The 18,963-nt window shown below is 61.5% G+C and carries 14 protein-coding genes; 8 read left to right on the top strand and 6 right to left on the bottom strand.

The features are described from left to right. Positions 1 to 4: 4 nt before the first annotated feature. From ACSQ3D_RS05140 to ACSQ3D_RS05120, 5 genes are all read right to left on the bottom strand, one after another. Positions 5 to 748 carry a PP2C family protein-serine/threonine phosphatase gene (locus tag ACSQ3D_RS05140; RefSeq protein WP_235503832.1) on the bottom strand — a complete coding sequence of 248 codons (744 nt, stop codon included), beginning with the start codon at positions 746 to 748 and terminating at the stop codon, positions 5 to 7. Between the two features lie 41 nt (positions 749 to 789). Next, the gene (gene tagH / locus ACSQ3D_RS05135; RefSeq protein ID WP_436126127.1) at positions 790 to 3,111 is read right to left on the bottom strand and encodes a type VI secretion system-associated FHA domain protein TagH; all 2,322 of its coding nucleotides are present in this window, start codon (positions 3,109 to 3,111) and stop codon (positions 790 to 792) included. 35 nt (positions 3,112 to 3,146) lie between these two features. Beyond that, complete coding sequence (locus ACSQ3D_RS05130; protein WP_156370499.1) at positions 3,147 to 3,623, bottom strand: TssQ family T6SS-associated lipoprotein; 477 nt, start codon at positions 3,621 to 3,623, stop codon at positions 3,147 to 3,149. A gap of 4 nt (positions 3,624 to 3,627) precedes the next feature. Then, a complete protein-coding gene (locus tag ACSQ3D_RS05125; RefSeq protein ID WP_436126126.1) occupies positions 3,628 to 4,383 on the bottom strand; it encodes a PEGA domain-containing protein in 756 nt (251 codons plus the stop codon). A 94-nt stretch (positions 4,384 to 4,477) separates the two neighbouring features. Further along, complete coding sequence (locus ACSQ3D_RS05120) at positions 4,478 to 6,589, bottom strand: serine/threonine-protein kinase (RefSeq protein ID WP_436126125.1); 2,112 nt, start codon at positions 6,587 to 6,589, stop codon at positions 4,478 to 4,480. A 682-nt stretch (positions 6,590 to 7,271) separates the two neighbouring features. Between ACSQ3D_RS05120 and ACSQ3D_RS05115 the strand changes: the two genes are divergently transcribed. From ACSQ3D_RS05115 to ACSQ3D_RS05080, 8 genes are all read left to right on the top strand, one after another. Next, positions 7,272 to 7,754 (top strand): Hcp family type VI secretion system effector, encoded by a 483-nt coding sequence (locus tag ACSQ3D_RS05115; RefSeq protein WP_056409670.1) that lies wholly within the window; start codon positions 7,272 to 7,274, stop codon positions 7,752 to 7,754. Between the two features lie 202 nt (positions 7,755 to 7,956). Next, complete coding sequence (locus ACSQ3D_RS05110; RefSeq protein WP_436126124.1) at positions 7,957 to 10,314, top strand: type VI secretion system Vgr family protein; 2,358 nt, start codon at positions 7,957 to 7,959, stop codon at positions 10,312 to 10,314. Between the two features lie 119 nt (positions 10,315 to 10,433). Beyond that, on the top strand, positions 10,434 to 11,732 hold the full coding sequence (locus ACSQ3D_RS05105) for a DUF2169 family type VI secretion system accessory protein (protein ID WP_436126123.1): 1,299 nt from the start codon (positions 10,434 to 10,436) through the stop codon (positions 11,730 to 11,732). 125 nt (positions 11,733 to 11,857) lie between these two features. Then, positions 11,858 to 12,220: a DUF4150 domain-containing protein gene (locus ACSQ3D_RS05100; protein ID WP_436126122.1), complete on the top strand. Its 363-nt coding sequence runs from the start codon at positions 11,858 to 11,860 to the stop codon at positions 12,218 to 12,220. Then, positions 12,217 to 13,341 (top strand): hypothetical protein, encoded by a 1,125-nt coding sequence (locus ACSQ3D_RS05095; protein WP_436126121.1) that lies wholly within the window; start codon positions 12,217 to 12,219, stop codon positions 13,339 to 13,341. The genes ACSQ3D_RS05100 and ACSQ3D_RS05095 overlap by 4 nt, the downstream gene beginning before the upstream one ends. 108 nt (positions 13,342 to 13,449) lie before the next feature. Beyond that, positions 13,450 to 14,304, top strand: coding sequence for a hypothetical protein (locus ACSQ3D_RS05090; protein WP_436126120.1), 855 nt, complete (start codon positions 13,450 to 13,452; stop codon positions 14,302 to 14,304). A gap of 734 nt (positions 14,305 to 15,038) precedes the next feature. Beyond that, positions 15,039 to 15,371: a hypothetical protein gene (locus tag ACSQ3D_RS05085; protein ID WP_436126119.1), complete on the top strand. Its 333-nt coding sequence runs from the start codon at positions 15,039 to 15,041 to the stop codon at positions 15,369 to 15,371. Further along, positions 15,368 to 16,000 (top strand): hypothetical protein, encoded by a 633-nt coding sequence (locus ACSQ3D_RS05080; protein WP_436126118.1) that lies wholly within the window; start codon positions 15,368 to 15,370, stop codon positions 15,998 to 16,000. The genes ACSQ3D_RS05085 and ACSQ3D_RS05080 overlap by 4 nt, the downstream gene beginning before the upstream one ends. Before the next feature lie 799 nt (positions 16,001 to 16,799). On the opposite strand, the gene ACSQ3D_RS05075 is transcribed toward ACSQ3D_RS05080, so the two are convergent. After that, positions 16,800 to 18,887 carry a putative bifunctional diguanylate cyclase/phosphodiesterase gene (locus ACSQ3D_RS05075; protein WP_436126117.1) on the bottom strand — a complete coding sequence of 696 codons (2,088 nt, stop codon included), beginning with the start codon at positions 18,885 to 18,887 and terminating at the stop codon, positions 16,800 to 16,802. Between the last annotated feature and the right edge of the window lie 76 nt (positions 18,888 to 18,963).

The raw sequence follows: 18,963 nt of genomic DNA, 5'->3' as shown, positions 1-18,963 counted from the left end.
GGGTTCAATTGACGGTGTGGTTGGCAGATACCCAGACGGCAAACGCGCTGAGATTGTCCTGGTGAGGGCGACCCTTGGAGGTCACGGTATCGGCCATGTTCTGCAGCCAGACGTCGGGCCGCTCCGAGCCCTGGAGCGCCTGCTCCATGGCGGATTCGTGGAGGTTCTCCCACAGCCCGTCCGAGCACAGCAGGAAGGCGTCTCCTTCCATCAGCTCCATGGATTCATGGAGCACCGTGGGGGGCACCTGCGACTCGGCACCGACCGCCCCGGCCAGGACGCTGCGATTGGGCAGTGAGCGAGGGTCTCCGTTGGCGTACATGCCGGCGTGCAGCAGTTGCTGCACCACGCTGTGGTCTTCGGTCATGCGGTGGACCTTGCCGCCGCGAAACCAATACAGCCGCGAATCGCCCCAGTGGGCCCACAGGGCCCGGCCGGTGACGGGCTCGATGCACAGCAGCACCACCGTCGCGCTCATGTGCATCCGCGAGATGGAGGTGGGCTGCTCCTCGGAGACCGTATGTTCCGCGCGAAAAATCAACGATGCAAGGCTCGCGGGCGCAAACATCGGGTTCTCGCGGTAGCCACCCAGCACCGCGTCCACGGTCAGGCGCGCTGCCAGCGCACCGTTGCCGTGGCCTCCGGCACCGTCGGCGAGCGTGCAGCAAAAGCCCTTGGGACCCAGGTCGATCATGCCCAGGTAGTCTTCGTTGGAAGCGCGCCCTCCCTTTTGGGTGATGGCAGACACTGACAGCTGCAATCGGTGCGCGTCTCCGGCAATGTGAGCGATCAAAGGTTCTCTCCTGCAGCCTGCGCGGCAGCTTCGTAGGCATCCACAAAAGTCTGGCCCGAGAACGCCATCAGGTCGTCTTCTGCGTTGCGGCGAATGGCGTCGTAGCGCTGTTGAAAGTCATCCCAGAGGGCCGCCTTGCGGTGGACGGACGATATCTTGGACAACAGGCCGGACGCTGCGGCGGCGTTCTTTTCCAGCTCGGCAGGGCTCATGCGCGCCACAGCCTCAGCGTAGGCGGCACGGATTCCGGCCATCAAGGCGATCTGGTGCACCGCCAGGTCCTTATAGGCCTCCTGCATGGCCGGCACGGGCTTCATGAAGCCGGGGAAGGTCTGGCCCGCGAGCTGCAGCATCACGCCGTCTGCGGTGGGCAGGAACTTGAGCGGGTTGTTCGCTCCCGAGGCAATGATGGTGACGTCGGCCCGGAACTCGCGCTTGATCTCCGAGCGGGCGGACAGCAGGTCGATGGAGCCCTGCACCGCCACGCGCAGGGCTTCGCCGAATCCGCGCATGAAGTCCGGCGTGAGGTTGACATTCACCTTCCCCGGCTCGATCGCTGCACCTTCGAGAAAGGCTGCAGCCAGCGCGTCCAATGAGAAATCAGCGGGCGTGCCGGGTGTAGGCTGGGGCGCCGCAGCGGCCGGCGCAGCAGCGGCCAGCGCAGCAGCTGGCTGTGCGGGGGGTTGTGCCGCCACGTGCACATCCGCGAGGGTGGGTGCCTGCGCCACCGGCAGGGGCAGTGGAATAGGCTGCGGCAGCGGCATCACCGGCAGCGGCGATACCGGGTTCAGGAGACTCTCGGGGTTCAGCGCGCTCTCCGGCAGCGGAAGCGGAAGCGGCAGCGGCGCGGCAGCGCCGAGTCCGGGCAAGTCGGTGTGCGCACCGCCGTGCACGGTGGCCGGGGTGGCTTGTGTGGCTGCAGCATGTTTCGCGTGCTGCGTGCCGGGCGCGCCGCTGGGCGCCTGGAGTGCATCGTCCACACCCAGCAAATCTGTCGCCGGGGGCAGGGTATCCAGCGAGCCGCCACCAAAAAGGGCCAGGTCCAGGCCTTGCATGGCGTGCAGACCCGCCTGGACGACCGGCTCGGCAGGCGTGGGCGCTGCGGGCGCCGCATCGGGGATGGGTTTGGCCTGGCGGTGCTGCGCGTCGCGGGGCATGCTGAAAACCTGCGCAAGGTCGGAGCCGCGCGACATGCCATGGTCCTGCGATTCCACAAACATCGACTCGCCGGGTTCGCGAAACAGCTTCAGCGGGTTGAGCTCGATGGTGGGGTCCAGCCGTTCCGGCAGGCCGGTGTGCGCGGCATTGTCCATCTCTCCCGCGAACTGGCCCGACTCCGGCAAGGATTGCAGCAGGTCGTCGTTCTTGAGCTGGGCGACTTCGGACAGGCTCTGCGCCACCAGGTCGCCGCTCCAGGGGTCGCGGCGGTTGTCGATCTCCTTGGGGTCGGCCGCGAAGGGATCGAAGTCGTCGGGTATCACCATGGCGCGGTGAGCGACCGGCTGTGCTGGCAAGGGCTTGCTGGCCGCAGGCTGCTTGTCGAACGGGTTGGGCAGTACCGGCTCCACGGCGCTCTGGAAGACCGGCTGGGCCGGTACCGGGGCCACGGGTGCTGGTGCAGTCACCACGGGCTCCGCGGACGGGGCCGGCGACACCTGGGGCGCTTCCACACGGCCCAGCATCGCGAATGGATTGCTGTCTGCCGCAGCACTGGCCGCCGATGAGGGAGGAGGGGCGTCGGGCAGGCATGCGAGAACCAGGTCCGGCATGTACGGGTCGCCGCCCACGATGGGCGCGATATCCGCCCATGGGTTGGGCAGCGAGGCCAGATCCAGGGACTTGTTGGCCACGGACGTGCTGGGCTGCGCTGGGGCTGCAGGCCATTGCGCGTCGGTTGGGGTCGGCGCCATCGGAGCCGGAGCCGGAGCGGGAGCTGCCGCAGGGGCCACTGCGGGTGCGGCCCTGCTGGCTGCCTGCGCCTGCGCCTGGACCTGTTGACCCGGCAGCACGGCCCGCAGCTGGTAGGGGCCGATGCCGATGTGCGCGCCGGGCAGCAGTGGTACCTCCTGGCCCGACAGCACTTCCAGTCCGTCCACCTGCACGGAGCGACGCTCGCAAAGGTTGGCAATGTAGGCCTGGTCGGAGTCGAGACGCACCATGGCGTGCACGCGCGCCACCATCGCATCGTCGTCGGGCAGAACCAGCTTGTTCTGGCCCGCGCGTCCGACGGTTCCCCCGGCCATGCCAAAGATGGCAGACCAATGGCGGTCCACCGGGCCGCCGGATTGGTGCGTCACCACCAGTTCAATCTTGTCCATTGCGTTCGCGCTCGCGTTGTCTCTGTGCTGGCTGGTCAGGGCGTTTTGCGTGCGCCGCGCTTGTTGCGCGCCGCGTTGCGGGCGTTGATGAACTCGCGTCCCCACACCGGGTGGCCCTTCTCGGCTTCGGTCAGCTGAAACGTCGGGTCCTGCTCCAGCGCCAGTTCAAACTGTTGCCTGCAAGGACGCGGCCGGCCCGCAGCGCAGTGGCTGAAGGCCATGAACTTGCGTGCCTTGATCTGCGACGTCAGGGGCAATTCAGGGGCATCGGCCAGGGGCGTGAGCTTGGCAATCGCCTCGTCGAATTGACCCTCTGCATAAACACTCAGCGCTTCTGTGAGCAGGGCCTCTTTCTGTGCGCGTGGGTCCACCGGGGCGACCGGTTCGGGGATGGGGGGCGCGGGCGGAGGGGCTTCCACCTTGGGCTCGGGTGCCTTGGGGGTGGTCTCGCAAGCAGTGAGGAAAAGGCTTGCGCACCCGATGATCAGGGCGCTCCAGAAACGGTTTCGCATGGATTTATCTCGCGTCAAAGTCATGGGTGATGGTGATCGTTTGATCCGGCTCGACCTTCAGCGTCTTGCGCACGGTCTCAAAGCCGGGATTGCTGAAGTCAATGCTGTGGGACCCCGGTGGGAGTTTGATTTCGGTCAGCGGAGGGGTCACACCGAGTCTTTTGCCATTGAGGGTGACATTCGCCCAGGGGGACACACGCAGTTGAACATTGTTTTCCGTGCTCAGGGGTCTGCGGGCGCCCAGAGCAGACGCTGCCCCTGCAGGGGACGACAGGAAGTTGCCACCCGCTGCGGGCAGCAGCGGCGTGATGGCTGTGATCACCGAACTGTTGAGCGAAAAGACCAGCGGATTGGCAGGCGCACCCTGCGTCTGGCCGCCCTGGTTCCCCAGGGGCCGGCTGCACTGCCAGCCGCGCCTGCCTTGCACCCTGACATAGGCGTCGCGCCACGGCGTGTTCTGCAGCTCGTATTCTTCCAGCGCGAAAGAGGGCCGGGCTTCGAATGCCGCATCGAAGGCGGCATCGCACCGGGCCCATTCCTTGTTGGTGCAGTACACGAACGCCAGGTACTTGTGCGCAGTGGATCTTTCGCGCCGGTCCGGCAGGCCTGCGAACAGCGATGCCTGCAATGCCTTTTCCGCGAGATCCAGCTTTCGCGAGTCGTAGAGCGAGATGCCCTGTCCCAGGTACTGGCGGCCTGCTGCAGAGTCCGGGCCGCGCACCTCAGGCGCAGGCGGCTCGTTGCAGTCGTTGGACGCCACGGATGATCCTGCGCCAAGGCACAGGCACAGAAATGCGACCCATCGCGGTAAAGCGTTCATTGGCATGTCGGCAGGCGTCGGCGATGGGGTTGCACTACTCGAACTGATGGCTGATCACCACCGGTTCACCTTTTTTGACCTGCACCGTCCTGACGACGGTGGCGGCGGCGGGGTTGCTCACCTCGATGCGGTGGGCGCCTTCCGGAAGCTCGACGGAGGTCATTGGAGGGGTTGTGCCCACCGGGTTGCCGTTCACGGAAATCCGGCCCCATGGGCTGATGCGCAGCACCACGCGGCCCATGTCGCCCACGGGCTTGGGCGGGGTTTTGGGCGTCGCCACAGGCTCTGCCGGGGTGCTGGCTGGGTTGGCCGCGGGGGGCGTTGGCGCCGTGGTGGCAGGGGGTGATGTCGCAGCAGGAGGCGATTCAGGGCGCTCTGGTGCGGAAGGCGCGAGGGCCACCGTATCGGCGGGCGCTGCGGGGGCCGTGCTTTTCGCGGGCTCCTGGATCTCCATGCGGCTGATGAGCGCCATGGCCTCGCTGCGGTACTTGCCTTGTGGGTGGGCACCCAGGTACGCGTCCAGCGCTCCCACCGTGCCTGCGGCCTGGGCTTCGCGCCAGTGCTGATCGTCGAGCGTCAGCGCCACTTCTTCCGCAGGTCGTTCCGAAGAGCTGCCTTGGGTGCCCCACCACACGGCCAGCGCCGTTGCAACGACGAATGCCGCGCCCACGGCAGCCCAGCGCATGGTGGTGGGCACGCGGGACACCGGTGGCCGCGTCGCGCCATCTGCCGTTGCGCCGCTGTGCTGGCGCGCTGGCTTGGGCGAGGTCGCGGGTGCCGAAGGTGCGCCCGCACTGGCCGCAGCGCCCGCGGCAGCCGCTGCACCCGTTGCTGATGGTGTCGCTGCCGAAGTGCGGGCAGATGCCGAAGCGGCGTCGCTGCCGGGGGCAAGGCCCATGGCGGGGCCTTCAGCGGGGGGGAGCGGGGTTGCCGTGGGCAGGCCTTGCTGCTGCATGGCGTCGGGCAGCGGTGGCATCACCCCGAAGACGGCATTGGCGGGGTGGCCGGGCGAGGCGCTCGATGCAGACGTTGCGCTGAACGCTGGTGCCTGTGCCAGAGGATCCCACGCCGCATTCGCGCCGGGCGCATCGGCAAGCAATTCGGCAGGGACCGCCGTGCGCACGGATTCGCCCGGTGCCACTGCGCCTTGCGCTGCGGCGGCAGGTACGGCCGGCGACAAAGGCGACAAAGGCGGCAAGGCGGCCGTTGCAACCGGGGCTCCCGCGTCCTTCCACGGCGCAGACATGGGCATCGTGAAGGTGGTGATGCCCAGCAGCTCCTTGAGCGCCGCGATGGTCTGGGGGCGATCTTGCGGCTTGACGGCCAATGCGCGGTCCACCCCATGCAGGAACTGGGCCGAGTACCCCGGGTAAGCCGTGGTCGACAGCGCAGCCACCGGGTCGTTGATCATTCTGGCCACCGAGGTGGCGGGCGGCTTGCCGGTGATCGCCAGATAGAGCATGGCGCCGATCTGGTAGATGTCCGTCCAGGCCCCTTGTGGCATCGCGCCGTCGTCCACGTACTGCTCGATGGGGGCAAAGCCGGGCTTGAGCACCATCGTCAGGGCCTGCGTCATGTCCCCGATGATGCGGCGCGCGGCGCCGAAGTCGAGCAGCACCGGCATCCCCGAGTTTTGCAGGAAGACGTTGTCGGGGGCGATATCGCGGTGGTAGCAGTCTGCAGCGTGCAGCATCTCCACCACATCCAGGACGGGGCCGACGATGGCCGCCAGCATGCGCTGGTTCATCCGGTCCTGCTGCGCGGTCAGAAACTCCCTGAACGTCTGCCCTTCGTAGTGGCGCATGACCATGTAGGCAGTGCCGTTGAACTCGAAGAACCGGTAGACGTGCACCAGGGCAGGGTGCGAAAACTTGGCCAGCAGGCGTGCTTCGTTGATGAAGCTGCGCAGCCCGGCATCGAACGCACCCCGGTGCTGGGAGCGAACGTGGATTTCATTGGAAGACTTGCGCCCCGCCAAGGTGGCAGGCATGTATTCCTTGATGGCCACCACCCGGTCCAGGCTGATATCCCGAGCGCGGTACACGATGCCAAACCCGCCTTCGCCAATGACGTCGAGCAGCCGATATTCACCGACCTGCACGCCAGGCGCCAAGCAATTGGCTGATCCTCCAACGGTGTCAATCATGAGGTGACGCCTCTGCTTTCATTCTCGGTTACAGCTCTACTCAATATGCTTGCTGACAAAGACAATTCTTTGGTGGCACCGGACGAAGAACGAATCGGCGCCAGATCGTCGTGGTTCACTCCACAGATCCAGTCACCATCACCATGGCTGATTGGCGGTGGTTGACGTCTTGGCGCAACACCGTATGAACGGCATGACTCGCTGTCTGAAGAAGGTTTGGGCAACATTTCGCAACAAATTGGAGGCCTCACACAGAGGTCTATAGAGGTGCGAAAGCGCGGGCGAGTCTAACGTGAAGCCATTACAAAATGCGTCACGAAATGCGGCTTTTTGAACGCGGAAACACACTGTTTCCAATGTTGCCCAGGTGCGTTCATTTGCTGTCACTTGAAACCCTTTTTTTGACGCCGTCCCCGTAACATCCGCCCGCAAACGAGCTTGCGAGGGAGGGGAATCAATGCAGGCACGCCAGCGATGCGCCATCGATCGGCGCCGTGTGCGCAAGGGAGAGTGTGTAGCCAAGACGCACTCCCGACTTGTGAATCACGCACATCGCAGGCTGGTCCCTCTCAGGCAGCTTGTCTGTGAAAGGCATCGCATCCCCTTGCGATGCCTTGATCGTGGGCGCGTTGCCCGCAGCAGGGTTTGTTCTCGCATTTTTTGAACCAAAAAGAGGTACGTGATGACTGTCGCAATTTTTATGAAAGTGGAAGGTGCCAGCGGTGAGTCGAAAGACGCTGCGCACAAGGACTGGACCGATGTCGAGTCTTTCACCTGGGGCGTGACCCAGCCTCACTCGATGGCCAGCGGCGGCGGTGCCGGCGCGGGCAAGGCCGATTTTCAGAACCTGAACATCGTTGCCAACATCGACAAGTGCTACCCCGCCGTGCTCAAGCATTGCGCCACCGGTAAGCATTTGGGCCAAGTGGAAATCTCGATGTGCAAGGCCGGCGGCACGCAGATCGAGTTTGGCAAGATCACGCTGACCGACGTGATGGTGACCAACGTCACCGTCAGCGGCACCAGCTCTGGCGACACCGTGGTGGTGAACTACGCGTTCCAGGCTGCCAAGATCAAGACCGAGTACTCCGAGCAGACCGCTCAGGGTGGCAAGGGTGCTACGAGCCAGATGGGCTTCAGCATCAAGGAAAACAAGGAAGCCTGATAGCCGGGGCTTTTGCCCCCTGGCTGCTTTCTTCGGTGCGCACGTTCGCTGCGCATCCCAAGAGCCGCGTCTACGGAGGCGGCTCTTTTTTGCCCGCTTGACGGCGGGCCATCGACCTCCCCCCAGCTGAACCCGCGCCACAGATTGCACTGCGCCAGTGCGACTGTTGACCGGTGAGCGCCAAGACACACACCCATTTGCCATGACCCGCCGCGTCACCATCCAAACCCCTTTGGGCGAACAACTGCAGTTTCGCAAACTCGACGGCACAGAGGCACTGAGCGAGCTGTACTCGCTGGAGATCGACCTGGTGAGCGCGAGCAAAAGCATCGACCCCAAGGCGCTGCTGGGCAAGGCGGCATCGGTGGAGGTCGAGATAGAAGGCCTGGGCAAACGCTACCTGAGCGGCCTGGTCACGCACTTTGGCATGCAGGGGCAGGACCACCGGTGGGGGTCTTACCGGATGCGCCTTCGCCCCTGGCTGTGGGTGGCCACGCGCAAGACCGACTTCAAGATCTTCCAGCACAAGACCGTGCCGGACATCATCATGGAAGTGCTGGGCAAATACGGCTATCCCATCGAAAAAAAGCTCACCCGCACCTACCGCACCTGGGACTACTGCACCCAGTACGGCGAGAGCGATTACAACTTCATCGCCCGCCTTTTGGAGCACGAAGGCGCCTACTACTACTTCACGCACAGCGCGGGCAGCCACACCCTGGTGCTGGCCGACGACATCGTGGGCTCGCACAGCCCGCTGCCGGGCGGGCACGTCATCCCGTTCTACCCACCGGGCAAGGCGGCCGTGGCCGAGCGCGAGCACTTCCATGCGTGGGAGCTCACGCAGGAAGTGCAGCCCGGGCGCCACTACAACGACGACTACGACTTCAAGAAACCCCGGGCCGACCTGTCCAACATGCGCCAAAACCCCCCGGGGCACGAGCACGACAAGTACGAGATCTACGAATGGCCCGGTGGCTACACCGAATTCCCGGACGGCGAGACCTACGCCCGGCTGCGCCTGCAGGAACACCTGGCCAAGCAAAACCGCGTGCTGGGCCGCGCCAACAAACGCAACCTGGCGCCCGGCTACACCATCAACCTGGAAAACTACCCGCGCGAAGACCAAAACCGCCAGTACCTGGTGCTGAGCGTGCACTACCACTTCGAAGAAAACCCCGAAGTGAGCAGCGCCAAGGCAGGGGGCGCCACGGCGACCAAGAACACGCAAGAGGCGGGCTCCATCCAGCAATTCGTGATGCGGGCGCAGCCCACGAGCAGCGACTACCGCCCCCCGCGCACCACGCAAAAGCCGCGCACCCGCGGCCCGCAGACCGCGGTGGTGGTGGGCCCGCCCGGGGAAGAAATCTGGACCGACAAGTACGGGCGCGTCAAAGTGCAATTCCACTGGGACCGCATCGGCGCGATGGACGAGAACTCCAGCTGCTGGGTGCGCGTATCCACCAGCTGGGCGGGCCCGCAGTTCGGCGCCGTGTTCATCCCGCGCATCGGCATGGAAGTGATCATCGACCACCTCAACGGTGACCCGGACTACCCCATCCTCACCGGCTGCGTCTACAACGCCGTCAACATGCCCCCCTGGAGCCTGCCGGGCAACGCCACGCAAAGCGGCATCCTCACGCGATCGAGCAAGGGCGGCGCGGCGGGCGCGGGTATGAAAAACGGCCCGGGTGACGCCAACGCCCTGCGGTTTGAAGACAAGGCGGGGCAGGAACAGCTGTGGCTGCATGCGCAGAAAGACCAGCTGACCGAAGTCGAGAACGACGAAGAAAAGTGGGTGGGCCGCGACCGCGAGAAGACCATCGACCGGGACGAGACCAACACCATCCACCGGGACCGCACCGAGACGGTGGACCGCAACGAGAAGATCACCGTGCACGGCTGGCGCACGGAAGAGGTCGATGGGGACGAGACCATCACCATCCACAGCAACCGCAAAGAGCGGGTGGACCACAACGAAACCGTGGACATCGGCGACAACCAGACCTTCAAGATCGGCATCAACCGCACTAAGACGGTGGGCAAGAACGAGAAGGACAAGATCGGCAGCAACTGGTCCATCAAGGTGGGCAAGTTCAAGACCGAGACCATCGGCATCGCCTACCTGCAAAACGTGGGCGTAGGCCGGATGGAGAACGTGGGCGTTGCCTACAACCTGAACGTGGGCGCCATCATGGCCACCATGGTGGGCAGTACGCAGACCACCAAGGTGGGCAGCGACAAGAGCACCACGGTGGGAACCAAGTACACGCTGACCGTGGGAGGGGGCGGTGGTGCAGGGGCTGGTGGTGGTGGTGCGGGAGCAGGAGGAGCGAAGAACATCGTGGCGCCGTCGGGCGGCGCGGCAGGCAACGGCAGCGGTGCTGGCGGTGGCAGCACGTCCAGCATCACCATGGAGGCGGACAGCATCACCTTCCAAGTGGGGCAAAGCCTGATGGTGATGAAGGCTGATGGCAGTGTCACCATCAATGGAAGGACCGTTGACGTGGTGGCCAGCGAACACATGGGATTGGAGTCGGAACGGATCGACATCAACTGATGCGCCACGCCTTTGGCGCACGCACACGGCTTGACGCCGTTCCTTTCCCTTCTTTTCCCTTCACTCACACTCCTTTGCTCAGGCCAAAGGTTGTGTTGGCCAACGCTGAATCTCACTCCATGAGCTCCACCAAATCCGAGCACGCTGCTCCTGCGCATGACCAAGCGCTGGTGCAAAAGCACACCGATGCCGCTGCCCAGGACCAGCCTGGGCGCGCGATACCCGATGTGCCTGTGGCCCAGCACGTCAACCACACCCCTTTCTGGAGCCAATACTTTCAGAGCGTGGACAGCACTGGCGAAGTGTTCCATACCGTAGTCACCCGCGTGAGCTACGACATGGCCAGTGTTGCGCGCGGCGGCGCGGGCGACAACACCGGCAGCGTGCTGAGCTACTGCGCAGAGCAAGGCGAGTTGGCCATGGGCGATGTGTTCGCGGACCCCGCTCATCCTCACGGCAGCGACCTGCTGTGGGAAAGCGACTTCTGCGCCTACAAGCCCCGGTGCGATGTGCTGGTGATCAACGCGGCTACGCGCCCTCCCATGGGCCCACTGAGCCAATGGCAGCGCGCCATGAACGGCGGCAATCTGCAGCAGACGCCGGCTGCGGCGCGCTGGAGCTGTGGCGTAGGCCTGGGCTACCAGGACGACTCCGGACAACGACACCAATGGCAAAAAACCCTGGTGGTCACCGGCCCGCGCGGCACCACGCTGATGGGAGCAGTGGGCCAGCCGCAGGAGGTCCACGAAGTACGCCTGAGTTGGCTCCACGCATTCGGCGGGCCCGATGATGAGCGCAACCCACTGGGTGTTGGGCACACCAGCAGCTCTGATAGCCGCCAACCGCAACAGGAGTTGCAAGGTACGCCTTATCGCGGCGGCAACTACCCGCCAGTGCACCTGGGCCCGGTGGGCAAAGCCTGGCTACCTCGGCGGGCCCTGGCAGGCACCTACGACGAGGCTTGGCTCAAACACCAATGGCCCTTGCCCCCAGGCGATCTGGACGATGGCTTTTGGAACTGCGCTCCGGTGGATCAGCAGATCCGTCACCCAGAACCAGGGGCGCAGATCGCGCTCATCAACCTCTGGCCTCCCACGCCGGAGAACGAGCTTCCTGCACCGCCCCCGCCTGGCCATGAAGTGTGGCGTGCGCGGCTACCGCTGCACCAGTTGTTCGTGCAGCCCATCTATCGGGCCGCCCACATTGGCATTGTGACCAAAGACCCCATCCTGCCTTGCAAGCTGGACACCCTGCGGCTGGACCTTCAGGCCCAGCGCGTGGAGGCCGTCTACCGCGCCCGGGTGCCGCAAAGCGCATTCGGGCACCACACCCTGGTGCGAATGGAAACCCGCATGAGCCCGGTGGGCCTGCCGCTGGAATCCGTGCCGCTGGAGCAAATGGGGCCTCTGGGCCAGTGAGCAGCGCCAGCCTGTGCGCAGGGGACGCAAAGGAACTCGCCACCTTTGCAGCCAGCGTCGCAGCCTTTCTGCACCCTCGATCTCCGCGCAAACAGACAGCCTGACGACAACGCAAAGACACAGCCATGGCAGACGAAAGAATTACCGCCAAAGACGGCGACTTCATGCTTATCAGCATGGCCCCTGATGTGTGCTGGACCCCCGTGGGCAAGAAGGTGGTGCCCATCCCCTATGCGATCAGCCACACGATGGACCAGTCCGAGCAATGCTCGCAGGACGTGTTCGTCAACGGCAAGCCAGCGTTCCTGCATGCCATGAGCTATGTCGACAACGTAAAAGGCGATGAGCCGGGAACCAAGGGCGGCGTGATCACCGGGGTCAACGTCAAGATTAGCCACAGCCTGCAAAAAAGTCCCACGGTCTATGTCAACGGCCACCCGATAGTGCGTACGGGCGACTTGGTGCACATGAACACCAAAAAGCCATGAACAAACCCCCGATCAAACCCGCCGGCAAGGCGCCTGGTAAACCACCAGGCAAGCCACCAGGCAGCACACCCGGCAGCGCGCCCGGCAGCGCGCCCGGCGAATCGTCCGGCGCTCCCGCTGGTGCGTCACCCGACGCATCGCCCAGTGCCGCCGAAAAAGCCCAAATCCAGCCGGCCAAAGGATCGCCCCCCAAGAATCAGAACACCACCGGGCGCATCGTCAACAAAACCCAGCCGCAGCCCCCCAAAGCCCCGACCAACCCGCGCGCAGCCAACTACGCTGATGAGCTCAATGACTACTTGGGGAGCGTCAAGACGCCCCAGCAGGTCAAGACGCAGTGGGGCGAACTGCAGCAGGCCCAGAAGGCGGCCCAAGCGGCGGGCGACGTGCGTGGCGCCACAGCAGCCAAAGATGCGCTGGCCGGCTTGCAGCAAAAGGCTGCAGGCATGGGCATGTCGGTCAAAGACTTGCCCAATGTGGGATTGCCCCCGGAGCAGCTGATGACCCTCGGCTCGGCCTGGGAGATGGGCGGGGATGCGTTTGCCAAAATGGCGACCAAGCGGGCCGCACAGTACATCGGCAAGATTCAGGCGGCCCGGTCCAAAGAAGGCGGCTACACCCCGGGCAAGGGCCGCAACGCCAATGGCAAGTGTGGCGAATGGCAAGCGCGTCGAGATCTGGAGTCCGAGGGGTTTGAAGTCATTGACGTGCAGAACAAATCCGGGCACGGCATCGATGTGGCGGGGCGCAACCCTAAGACAGGCGAAGTGCGGGTGTTGGAGGTCAAGACCACGCAGACGGATGTGGCCCCGCCTTTGACGGGGGCGGGGAAGAGTATGGGTGGACTGGAGTTCACACGCGACCGGCTGGAGAAAGCCTTGGAAGGAAAGGGCCACTGGCAGAATCAGCCAGAGCTCAAAGCAAATGCAGAGAAACTAGATGAGTGGCTAAAAGATGCCAAACGTCGCGGCGCCAAAGTCACCCCGGAGAAATACGACGTTTATGTGGAGGACCCCGATAAAGGTTGCATCAAGCGTAAAGATTCCAAAAGCAGTCCTTGGGAAGCGCCCTCGAAAAAATCTGAAGGTAAGGTCACACCCAAGCCCCGAGGTAGAAAATAACGTTATCCAAAAGCATAGGAATTCCAGATGCTAGACAGTCAGAAATTGACAAATAAACTTTTAAAGCAAGTTCGTAGTGATCAAATCGGGTGGAATGAACGCCCTCCTATGATTGAAACCTTCTGGAATAAACCAAATCAAAAATTGCAGGCTTATGTAGCAGGGCAACGTAATCTTATTTTTGTAGAGAGTTGCGCTTCGCGTCTTTCAAGCTGGCACGAAACCCTCTTTCAGGCCGAAGCCCTGGAAAAAGGCACCTATAACCCCGAACACTTAGCCATGGCAGCGCACCATGCTTACTGGTACGTGCTGTGCAGCGAACCCCTTGCAAATCGCGACCGGGGCGGCGATGTACTGATTTTTCAAGCAGCCAAATGCCTTGGGCTGCAATTTATAGTGGGATGGCCTGAAAGGGCTAAAGTAATTGGGGACGTCCTCACTAAAGGTTTGGATACACCCATGCTGGACTTGAGGCATACGAATCGTCACTACAAAGGAACGATTTTTCCGCACTTCTGGTTCCTGATGCATCTTTACACCCTCTGGCGTGACCTGCCAGCGATTGATACGGGAAAGTATTCGTACCCGGATGCTGAAACCATGGCTGTGTACGACACCGTCCTCGACGACTGGCAAACCCGCGATGTTCAAAAAGTGGCAGGATGGTGCAACGACATGGCCGAGCACCATATTCGCAATGCCTGGAGCGGCAACCAAGACGACGCGCTGGAGTTTGACCACACCGAGGCCATGATTTTCCCCTACGAGATCTTTGCCTACCTGCGGTTGCGCGAATGGCAAAAATTACCTAACCCCGATCCGGCCATGCTCACCCATCCGTTGTTTGCACAGCCACTGGGCAAATTCTTGCCGCCACTGACCGGCGACCATGCCCAAAACCCTTTGCTGGATGCGGTACTGCAGGTGTATCGCGGTGAGTATCCGGACTTGCGCTTAGGCTAAAAACAGGCCTAAAGAGTATTTCTGCAAAAAATGTAGATGAAGGTGGTTGAGCTCCAGGCACTGCGCACGCACTGCATGGAAGCGTGCAAGACGCCATGGTGCAATCTATGCAAAACAACTGCGTAATTGTGGGGCCAATGGTTGCTGCAACAGTTGATGTGACGGTTCTGAATGTAAGCGCGGGAACGCCGAGCGATGGCTGGAATGTAAGCCTATTGGGTAAATTATCTGCACCCATATTAGGGGGGTCTCGGCGAGCGGGGCCTACGGAAGCGATGGTGTCCGAGGGCAAGTGGGATACAGCGCAGGCCCTGCAGTCGGTGCTGCCGTTAAATTTTGCAGTCAAGTTATGGTAAGTGACTGTCCATATGTTGAGCCAAGAGGTAAATAATTTTTTTGAAAATAATCGCGGCCCTGTCAGTTTTTGCCATGCAGTTTGTTCTGATTTATTGGGGTGTATTTGGAAGGTATACTGTCTTTGTCGTCATCCTTGTTGGATTTATGGCGCTATTTTTATTGATGCCTAAATTCTCCAAGCTCAAAGAGGCGGTCAGAAGCGATGTCTTACTGATCAATGATGACAAAAAGACAGATAATTATAGTTCTGAGAGGGTTAATCGAAATTAACCATGTTCGTGCGGACGAGATTGGCGTTAGATTAGGGGCGCAAAAGCGTCACTTGGCGCTTCGAGTTCAAGGGTGCTCATGGTGAAAAGCCCGTGGCTGGCGGAAAAATGAATAACACAGCCATAAAAAAGAGCGATTCTGTAGGCGAGGTCAAAATTGGCGAGCCATGCCGGCCAAACGAAATACCGGTTTCGCCATGGTCCCGAAAATGGTTCGAGAAAAAGCTTGGAATTGGTGATGGGGCAATAAAAGGGAGTGCTTCTGTGCAAGGGCCTAGTATTTCTGTTGATCCCGCCTGCATTGACCCCGGGCAGGTGGTCAATCGTACGGCGGCAGAGGCAGCAAATGCAGTTATTAACAACAACGGGCTATCTGGCAATGCTGCAAAAGTGTTATCAGGAGAAACAAGAGCGCAACAAATGAAGGATCTTGGCCTATGAGAGCGATTGCAGTTCACGGTTATTCAAGGGTCTTGTATCTATTAATCTTTGTGTTTTTCTCTTGGCTTTTGGTTTGCATATTTTTGCCATTTGGAAATCACCTGACAATTTTGTTGTCAGACGTTGCCACCAAGGCATCAAAGAAGAATTCGTTTGAAAGGGTATTTCTCCATAAGTTCATATCAGAAAAGAGAGTTGGATTGTTGGGGGTTGAATGTGACGCTGGCTTGCTTGAGTCAAAGAATTTTTTCCCCGTCAATTATATAGAATCTAAAAACTCGTCTATATCCCTTGGGATTCAAATTTATTATGAATTTGAGAGTAAATATTCATCCAAAGAAGCTGAGGCAGCAAATAAATTGGTGCTTGATCTGATCGACAATTGTGATCCAAATATTGGTCTGAACGATACGCCGCCTTTAGTGGATGCAATTCTTGCGAAAAATGCAAATTTTGTTGAGAGGCTTCTAAAGAGAGGTGCTGATCCGACTAGGCGTTTTATTAGCCCATCGACTGGTAATTATGTCGACTTGGATGCACTTGTAAAATCTGTGCTGAAAAAGGCAAAAAATGAGAATAAAAGTGAAGAGGAAATTTTGAAAATAATTAACTTGTTAAAGGGTTCTTGAATGAATTGGTGCATTTGGAATGATGTCGTAGTCAAAAAATAGCGAGGCATTTAGTCGAAGGTGAGGGATAACAAGAAAATCGTGAAAATGTTGTTGGCGGCCTCTGTGATTGTCTATTCTTGAGAATTGTTTTGGTTTTGCTGAATTTTTCTTTGAATCCAAATTTTTATTGACGTAGCAATGAATTTATTCCTCGGACTTTTGCTCTCAATTTCGCTGTCTCTGTTTGCGACCTGCGTCGTTGCTAAGATAATCGAGAGGCGCAATTTTTTCATCCGGCAACGGATTTTTTGGACGAAACGACGGCGATAAAAGTAGCGAAATTATTCTTGGTAAAATTTATGACGTCAATGTCATGAGGCTACAACTATCTTTTGCTGAAAAATTGGAGTGGGTGGTGTTGCGCGAATCCGTGAAGAGGAATGGTCAAGTGGTCCGATGGAGCCGCTCTAAATAATAAAGAAGGTGGCGGATCGCTGAATTGTGATTTTCGCGAAAGGGGCAGAGCCTGAAGCAGAACGGCTGTCGCTATTGGGCGAACAAACCGGTGTTTCGCACTCTCACATGGTGTTGCAGTAGCGGCGCTTTCTGAGGCCCATCAGCGCAAACGCGGGCTGGAAAACAGAAAGTGGCGCTCGCCCTTATGTACAGTTCTTTGCAGCTACTGCGCAGATCTCAACCCTTAGTACATCCACGAGGGCCGCTTCAGCCCAGCGTTGTAAGGCCCAGTGCTGTTACTACATGCTCACACAGACAAAGCGAAACCCTGCGCTTTCGGCGTCTGACCCACGCCCTGTACCTACTTTGCCGGACCAAAATCCCGCATCCACCCCAGCATGGCCTCAGTACCCATCGGCATAGCCACCACATGCCCCTGGATCATGTCGCACCCCAACCCCGCCAGCAGCTCCACCTGCGCCTGCGTCTCGACCCCCTCCGCCACCGTCATGATCTGCAAGCTGCGCCCCATCTGAATGATCGCGGTGACGATGGCCACGTCATCCGCATTCCCCGGGGTATCCACCACGAACGACCGGTCGATCTTGAGCTTGTCGATGGGATAGCGCTTCAGGTACGCCAGCGATGAGTACCCGGTCCCGAAGTCGTCGATGGAGATCCCCACGCCCAGCGACTTGATGGCGTTCAGGGTGCTCAGCACGTCGCCGGTCTGGTGCATCAGCACCGATTCGGTCAGTTCGATCTCCAGGTACTGCGGTGCGAGGCCCGTGTCGCGCAGCACGGCGGCGATCTCGCCGGCCACGTCGCGCTGGCGGAACTCCAGGGCCGAGAGGTTGACGGCCACGGGCACCATGGCCAGGCTCTGGTCCTGCCAGGCCTTGAGCTGGCGGCAGGCCTCGCGCATCACCCAGCGGCCAATGGGCGTGATGAGGCCGCGCGATTCGGAGAAGGTGATGAATTCGTCGGGGCCGACCAGGCCGCGCTCGGGGTGTTGCCAGCGCACCAGCGCTTCAAAGCCCTTGAGCGAGCCATCGGCCAGGCACATCTGCGGCTGGTAGTGCAGCACGAAGGCGTTGGTCAGGATGGCGTCGCGCAGCTGGCGCTCCTGGCGCAGCACGTCGATGCCGCCGGCGTCCATGCCGGGGGCGTAGACCTGGCGGTTGCCGCGGCCGTTGTCCTTGGCGTGGTGCATGGCGGCGTCGGCGCAGCGCAGCAGTGCGTCGCCCGTGTCGGCATGGTCCGGGAACAGACTGATGCCGATCGAGGGAGAAATCGTCAGCGGCACCTGCTCGACGGTGAAGGCGCCGTGCATGGCGTCCAGCAGCTGGTCGGCCACCTGCATGGCGTCCTCGGGGCCTTGCACGTCGGTGAGCACCACCACGAATTCGTCGCCGCCCAGCCGGGCCACCACGTCCGCGTCGCGCACGCCCTGGCGCAGCCGCTCGGCCACGTGGCACAGCAGTTGGTCGCCGGCGCGGTGGCCCAGCGAGTCGTTCACGGTCTTGAAGTGGTCGAGGTTCACGAACAGCACGGCCGCGCTGCCATGGCGGCGGCGCGCCAGCGACAGCACCTGCGACAGCTGCTCCATCAGGAAGTGCCGGTTGGGCAGCTGCGTGAGCGGGTCGTGCAGCGCGATGAAGGCCTCGCGCTCCTGGGCCTGCTTGCGGGCCGTGATGTCGCGCACCACGACGATGCGGTAGTCCGCATGGTGCAGCGGCATGGTCTTGCCCACCACTTCCACGGGAATGCCGTGGCCGTCCTTGTGGCGGATGGTCACCTCGTACGGGTCTTCGCGGCCGGTGCGGGTGTAGTCGAGCGCTATGGACCGCCACTCGGGGCTGATGAAGTTGAAGATCGACAGGCCGGTGACTTCGGCCAGTGCGTAGCCCGTCAGCCGGGTGAGCGCCTCGTTGCCGTCGGTGATGATGCCGTCGCGGTGGAACACGATGGCCTCTTCGGTGGCCTCGGTGAACTTGCGCATGCGCTCTTCGCTCTGGCGCACGGTGCGCTCGGCGCGCCAGCGCTCGGTGATGTCGGTGATCAGCACGAAGGAGCCCACCTGCAGGCTCGCATCGGCGCCGAAGTGCGGGATCAGGTTGACCTCGATCATGCGCATCTCGCCGTTGGGCAGGGTCTGCTCGCGGGTGTACTTCACGTGCTCGCCGCGCGTGGAGCGCTCGACATGCGGCTCTATGGCCGCCCAGGCCTTGTCGCCGATGGCCTCCTGCACCGTGAGGCCCAGGATGGAGTCGGTGCTGTGGCCGTTGTAGGCGGCATAGCCCTGGTTGGCAAAGCGGCAGCGCAGCGCGGGCACGTCGAAGTACGCCATCAGCGCGGGCACCGAATCGGCGATCAGGCGCAGCAGCGAGTCGCTCGCGCCCCCCTGGCCTGCTGGTGCATTCGCTGTGGCGTTGTTGGAATGTGGCATGTCCCACCCGTGCTTTGACTGACCGTTATAGCCGATCCTCCTGCGGCGCCGCGCGGGTAGTTGCCCGGATGCTGCA

The organism is Acidovorax sp. LjRoot117 (genome assembly GCF_964252695.1).
Lineage (GTDB): Bacteria > Pseudomonadota > Gammaproteobacteria > Burkholderiales > Burkholderiaceae_C > Acidovorax.
Note: the sequence above shows the minus strand (reverse complement) of the source record. Positions and strands in the feature narration are given on the sequence as shown.

What these genes read in the sequence shown, in the direction of transcription:
- ACSQ3D_RS05095 (WP_436126121.1), top strand. Translation starts at nt 12,217, where the DNA reads ATGAACAAACCCCCGATCAAACCCGCCGGCAAGGCGCCTGGTAAACCA.
- ACSQ3D_RS05085 (WP_436126119.1), top strand. Translation starts at nt 15,039, where the DNA reads ATGAATAACACAGCCATAAAAAAGAGCGATTCTGTAGGCGAGGTCAAA.
- ACSQ3D_RS05115 (WP_056409670.1), top strand. Translation starts at nt 7,272, where the DNA reads ATGACTGTCGCAATTTTTATGAAAGTGGAAGGTGCCAGCGGTGAGTCG.
- ACSQ3D_RS05090 (WP_436126120.1), top strand. Translation starts at nt 13,450, where the DNA reads ATGATTGAAACCTTCTGGAATAAACCAAATCAAAAATTGCAGGCTTAT.
- tagH (WP_436126127.1), bottom strand. Translation starts at nt 3,111, where the DNA reads ATGGACAAGATTGAACTGGTGGTGACGCACCAATCCGGCGGCCCGGTG.
- ACSQ3D_RS05120 (WP_436126125.1), bottom strand. Translation starts at nt 6,589, where the DNA reads ATGATTGACACCGTTGGAGGATCAGCCAATTGCTTGGCGCCTGGCGTG.
- ACSQ3D_RS05105 (WP_436126123.1), top strand. Translation starts at nt 10,434, where the DNA reads ATGAGCTCCACCAAATCCGAGCACGCTGCTCCTGCGCATGACCAAGCG.
- ACSQ3D_RS05075 (WP_436126117.1), bottom strand. Translation starts at nt 18,887, where the DNA reads ATGCCACATTCCAACAACGCCACAGCGAATGCACCAGCAGGCCAGGGG.
- ACSQ3D_RS05080 (WP_436126118.1), top strand. Translation starts at nt 15,368, where the DNA reads ATGAGAGCGATTGCAGTTCACGGTTATTCAAGGGTCTTGTATCTATTA.
- ACSQ3D_RS05130 (WP_156370499.1), bottom strand. Translation starts at nt 3,623, where the DNA reads ATGCGAAACCGTTTCTGGAGCGCCCTGATCATCGGGTGCGCAAGCCTT.
- ACSQ3D_RS05100 (WP_436126122.1), top strand. Translation starts at nt 11,858, where the DNA reads ATGGCAGACGAAAGAATTACCGCCAAAGACGGCGACTTCATGCTTATC.
- ACSQ3D_RS05110 (WP_436126124.1), top strand. Translation starts at nt 7,957, where the DNA reads ATGACCCGCCGCGTCACCATCCAAACCCCTTTGGGCGAACAACTGCAG.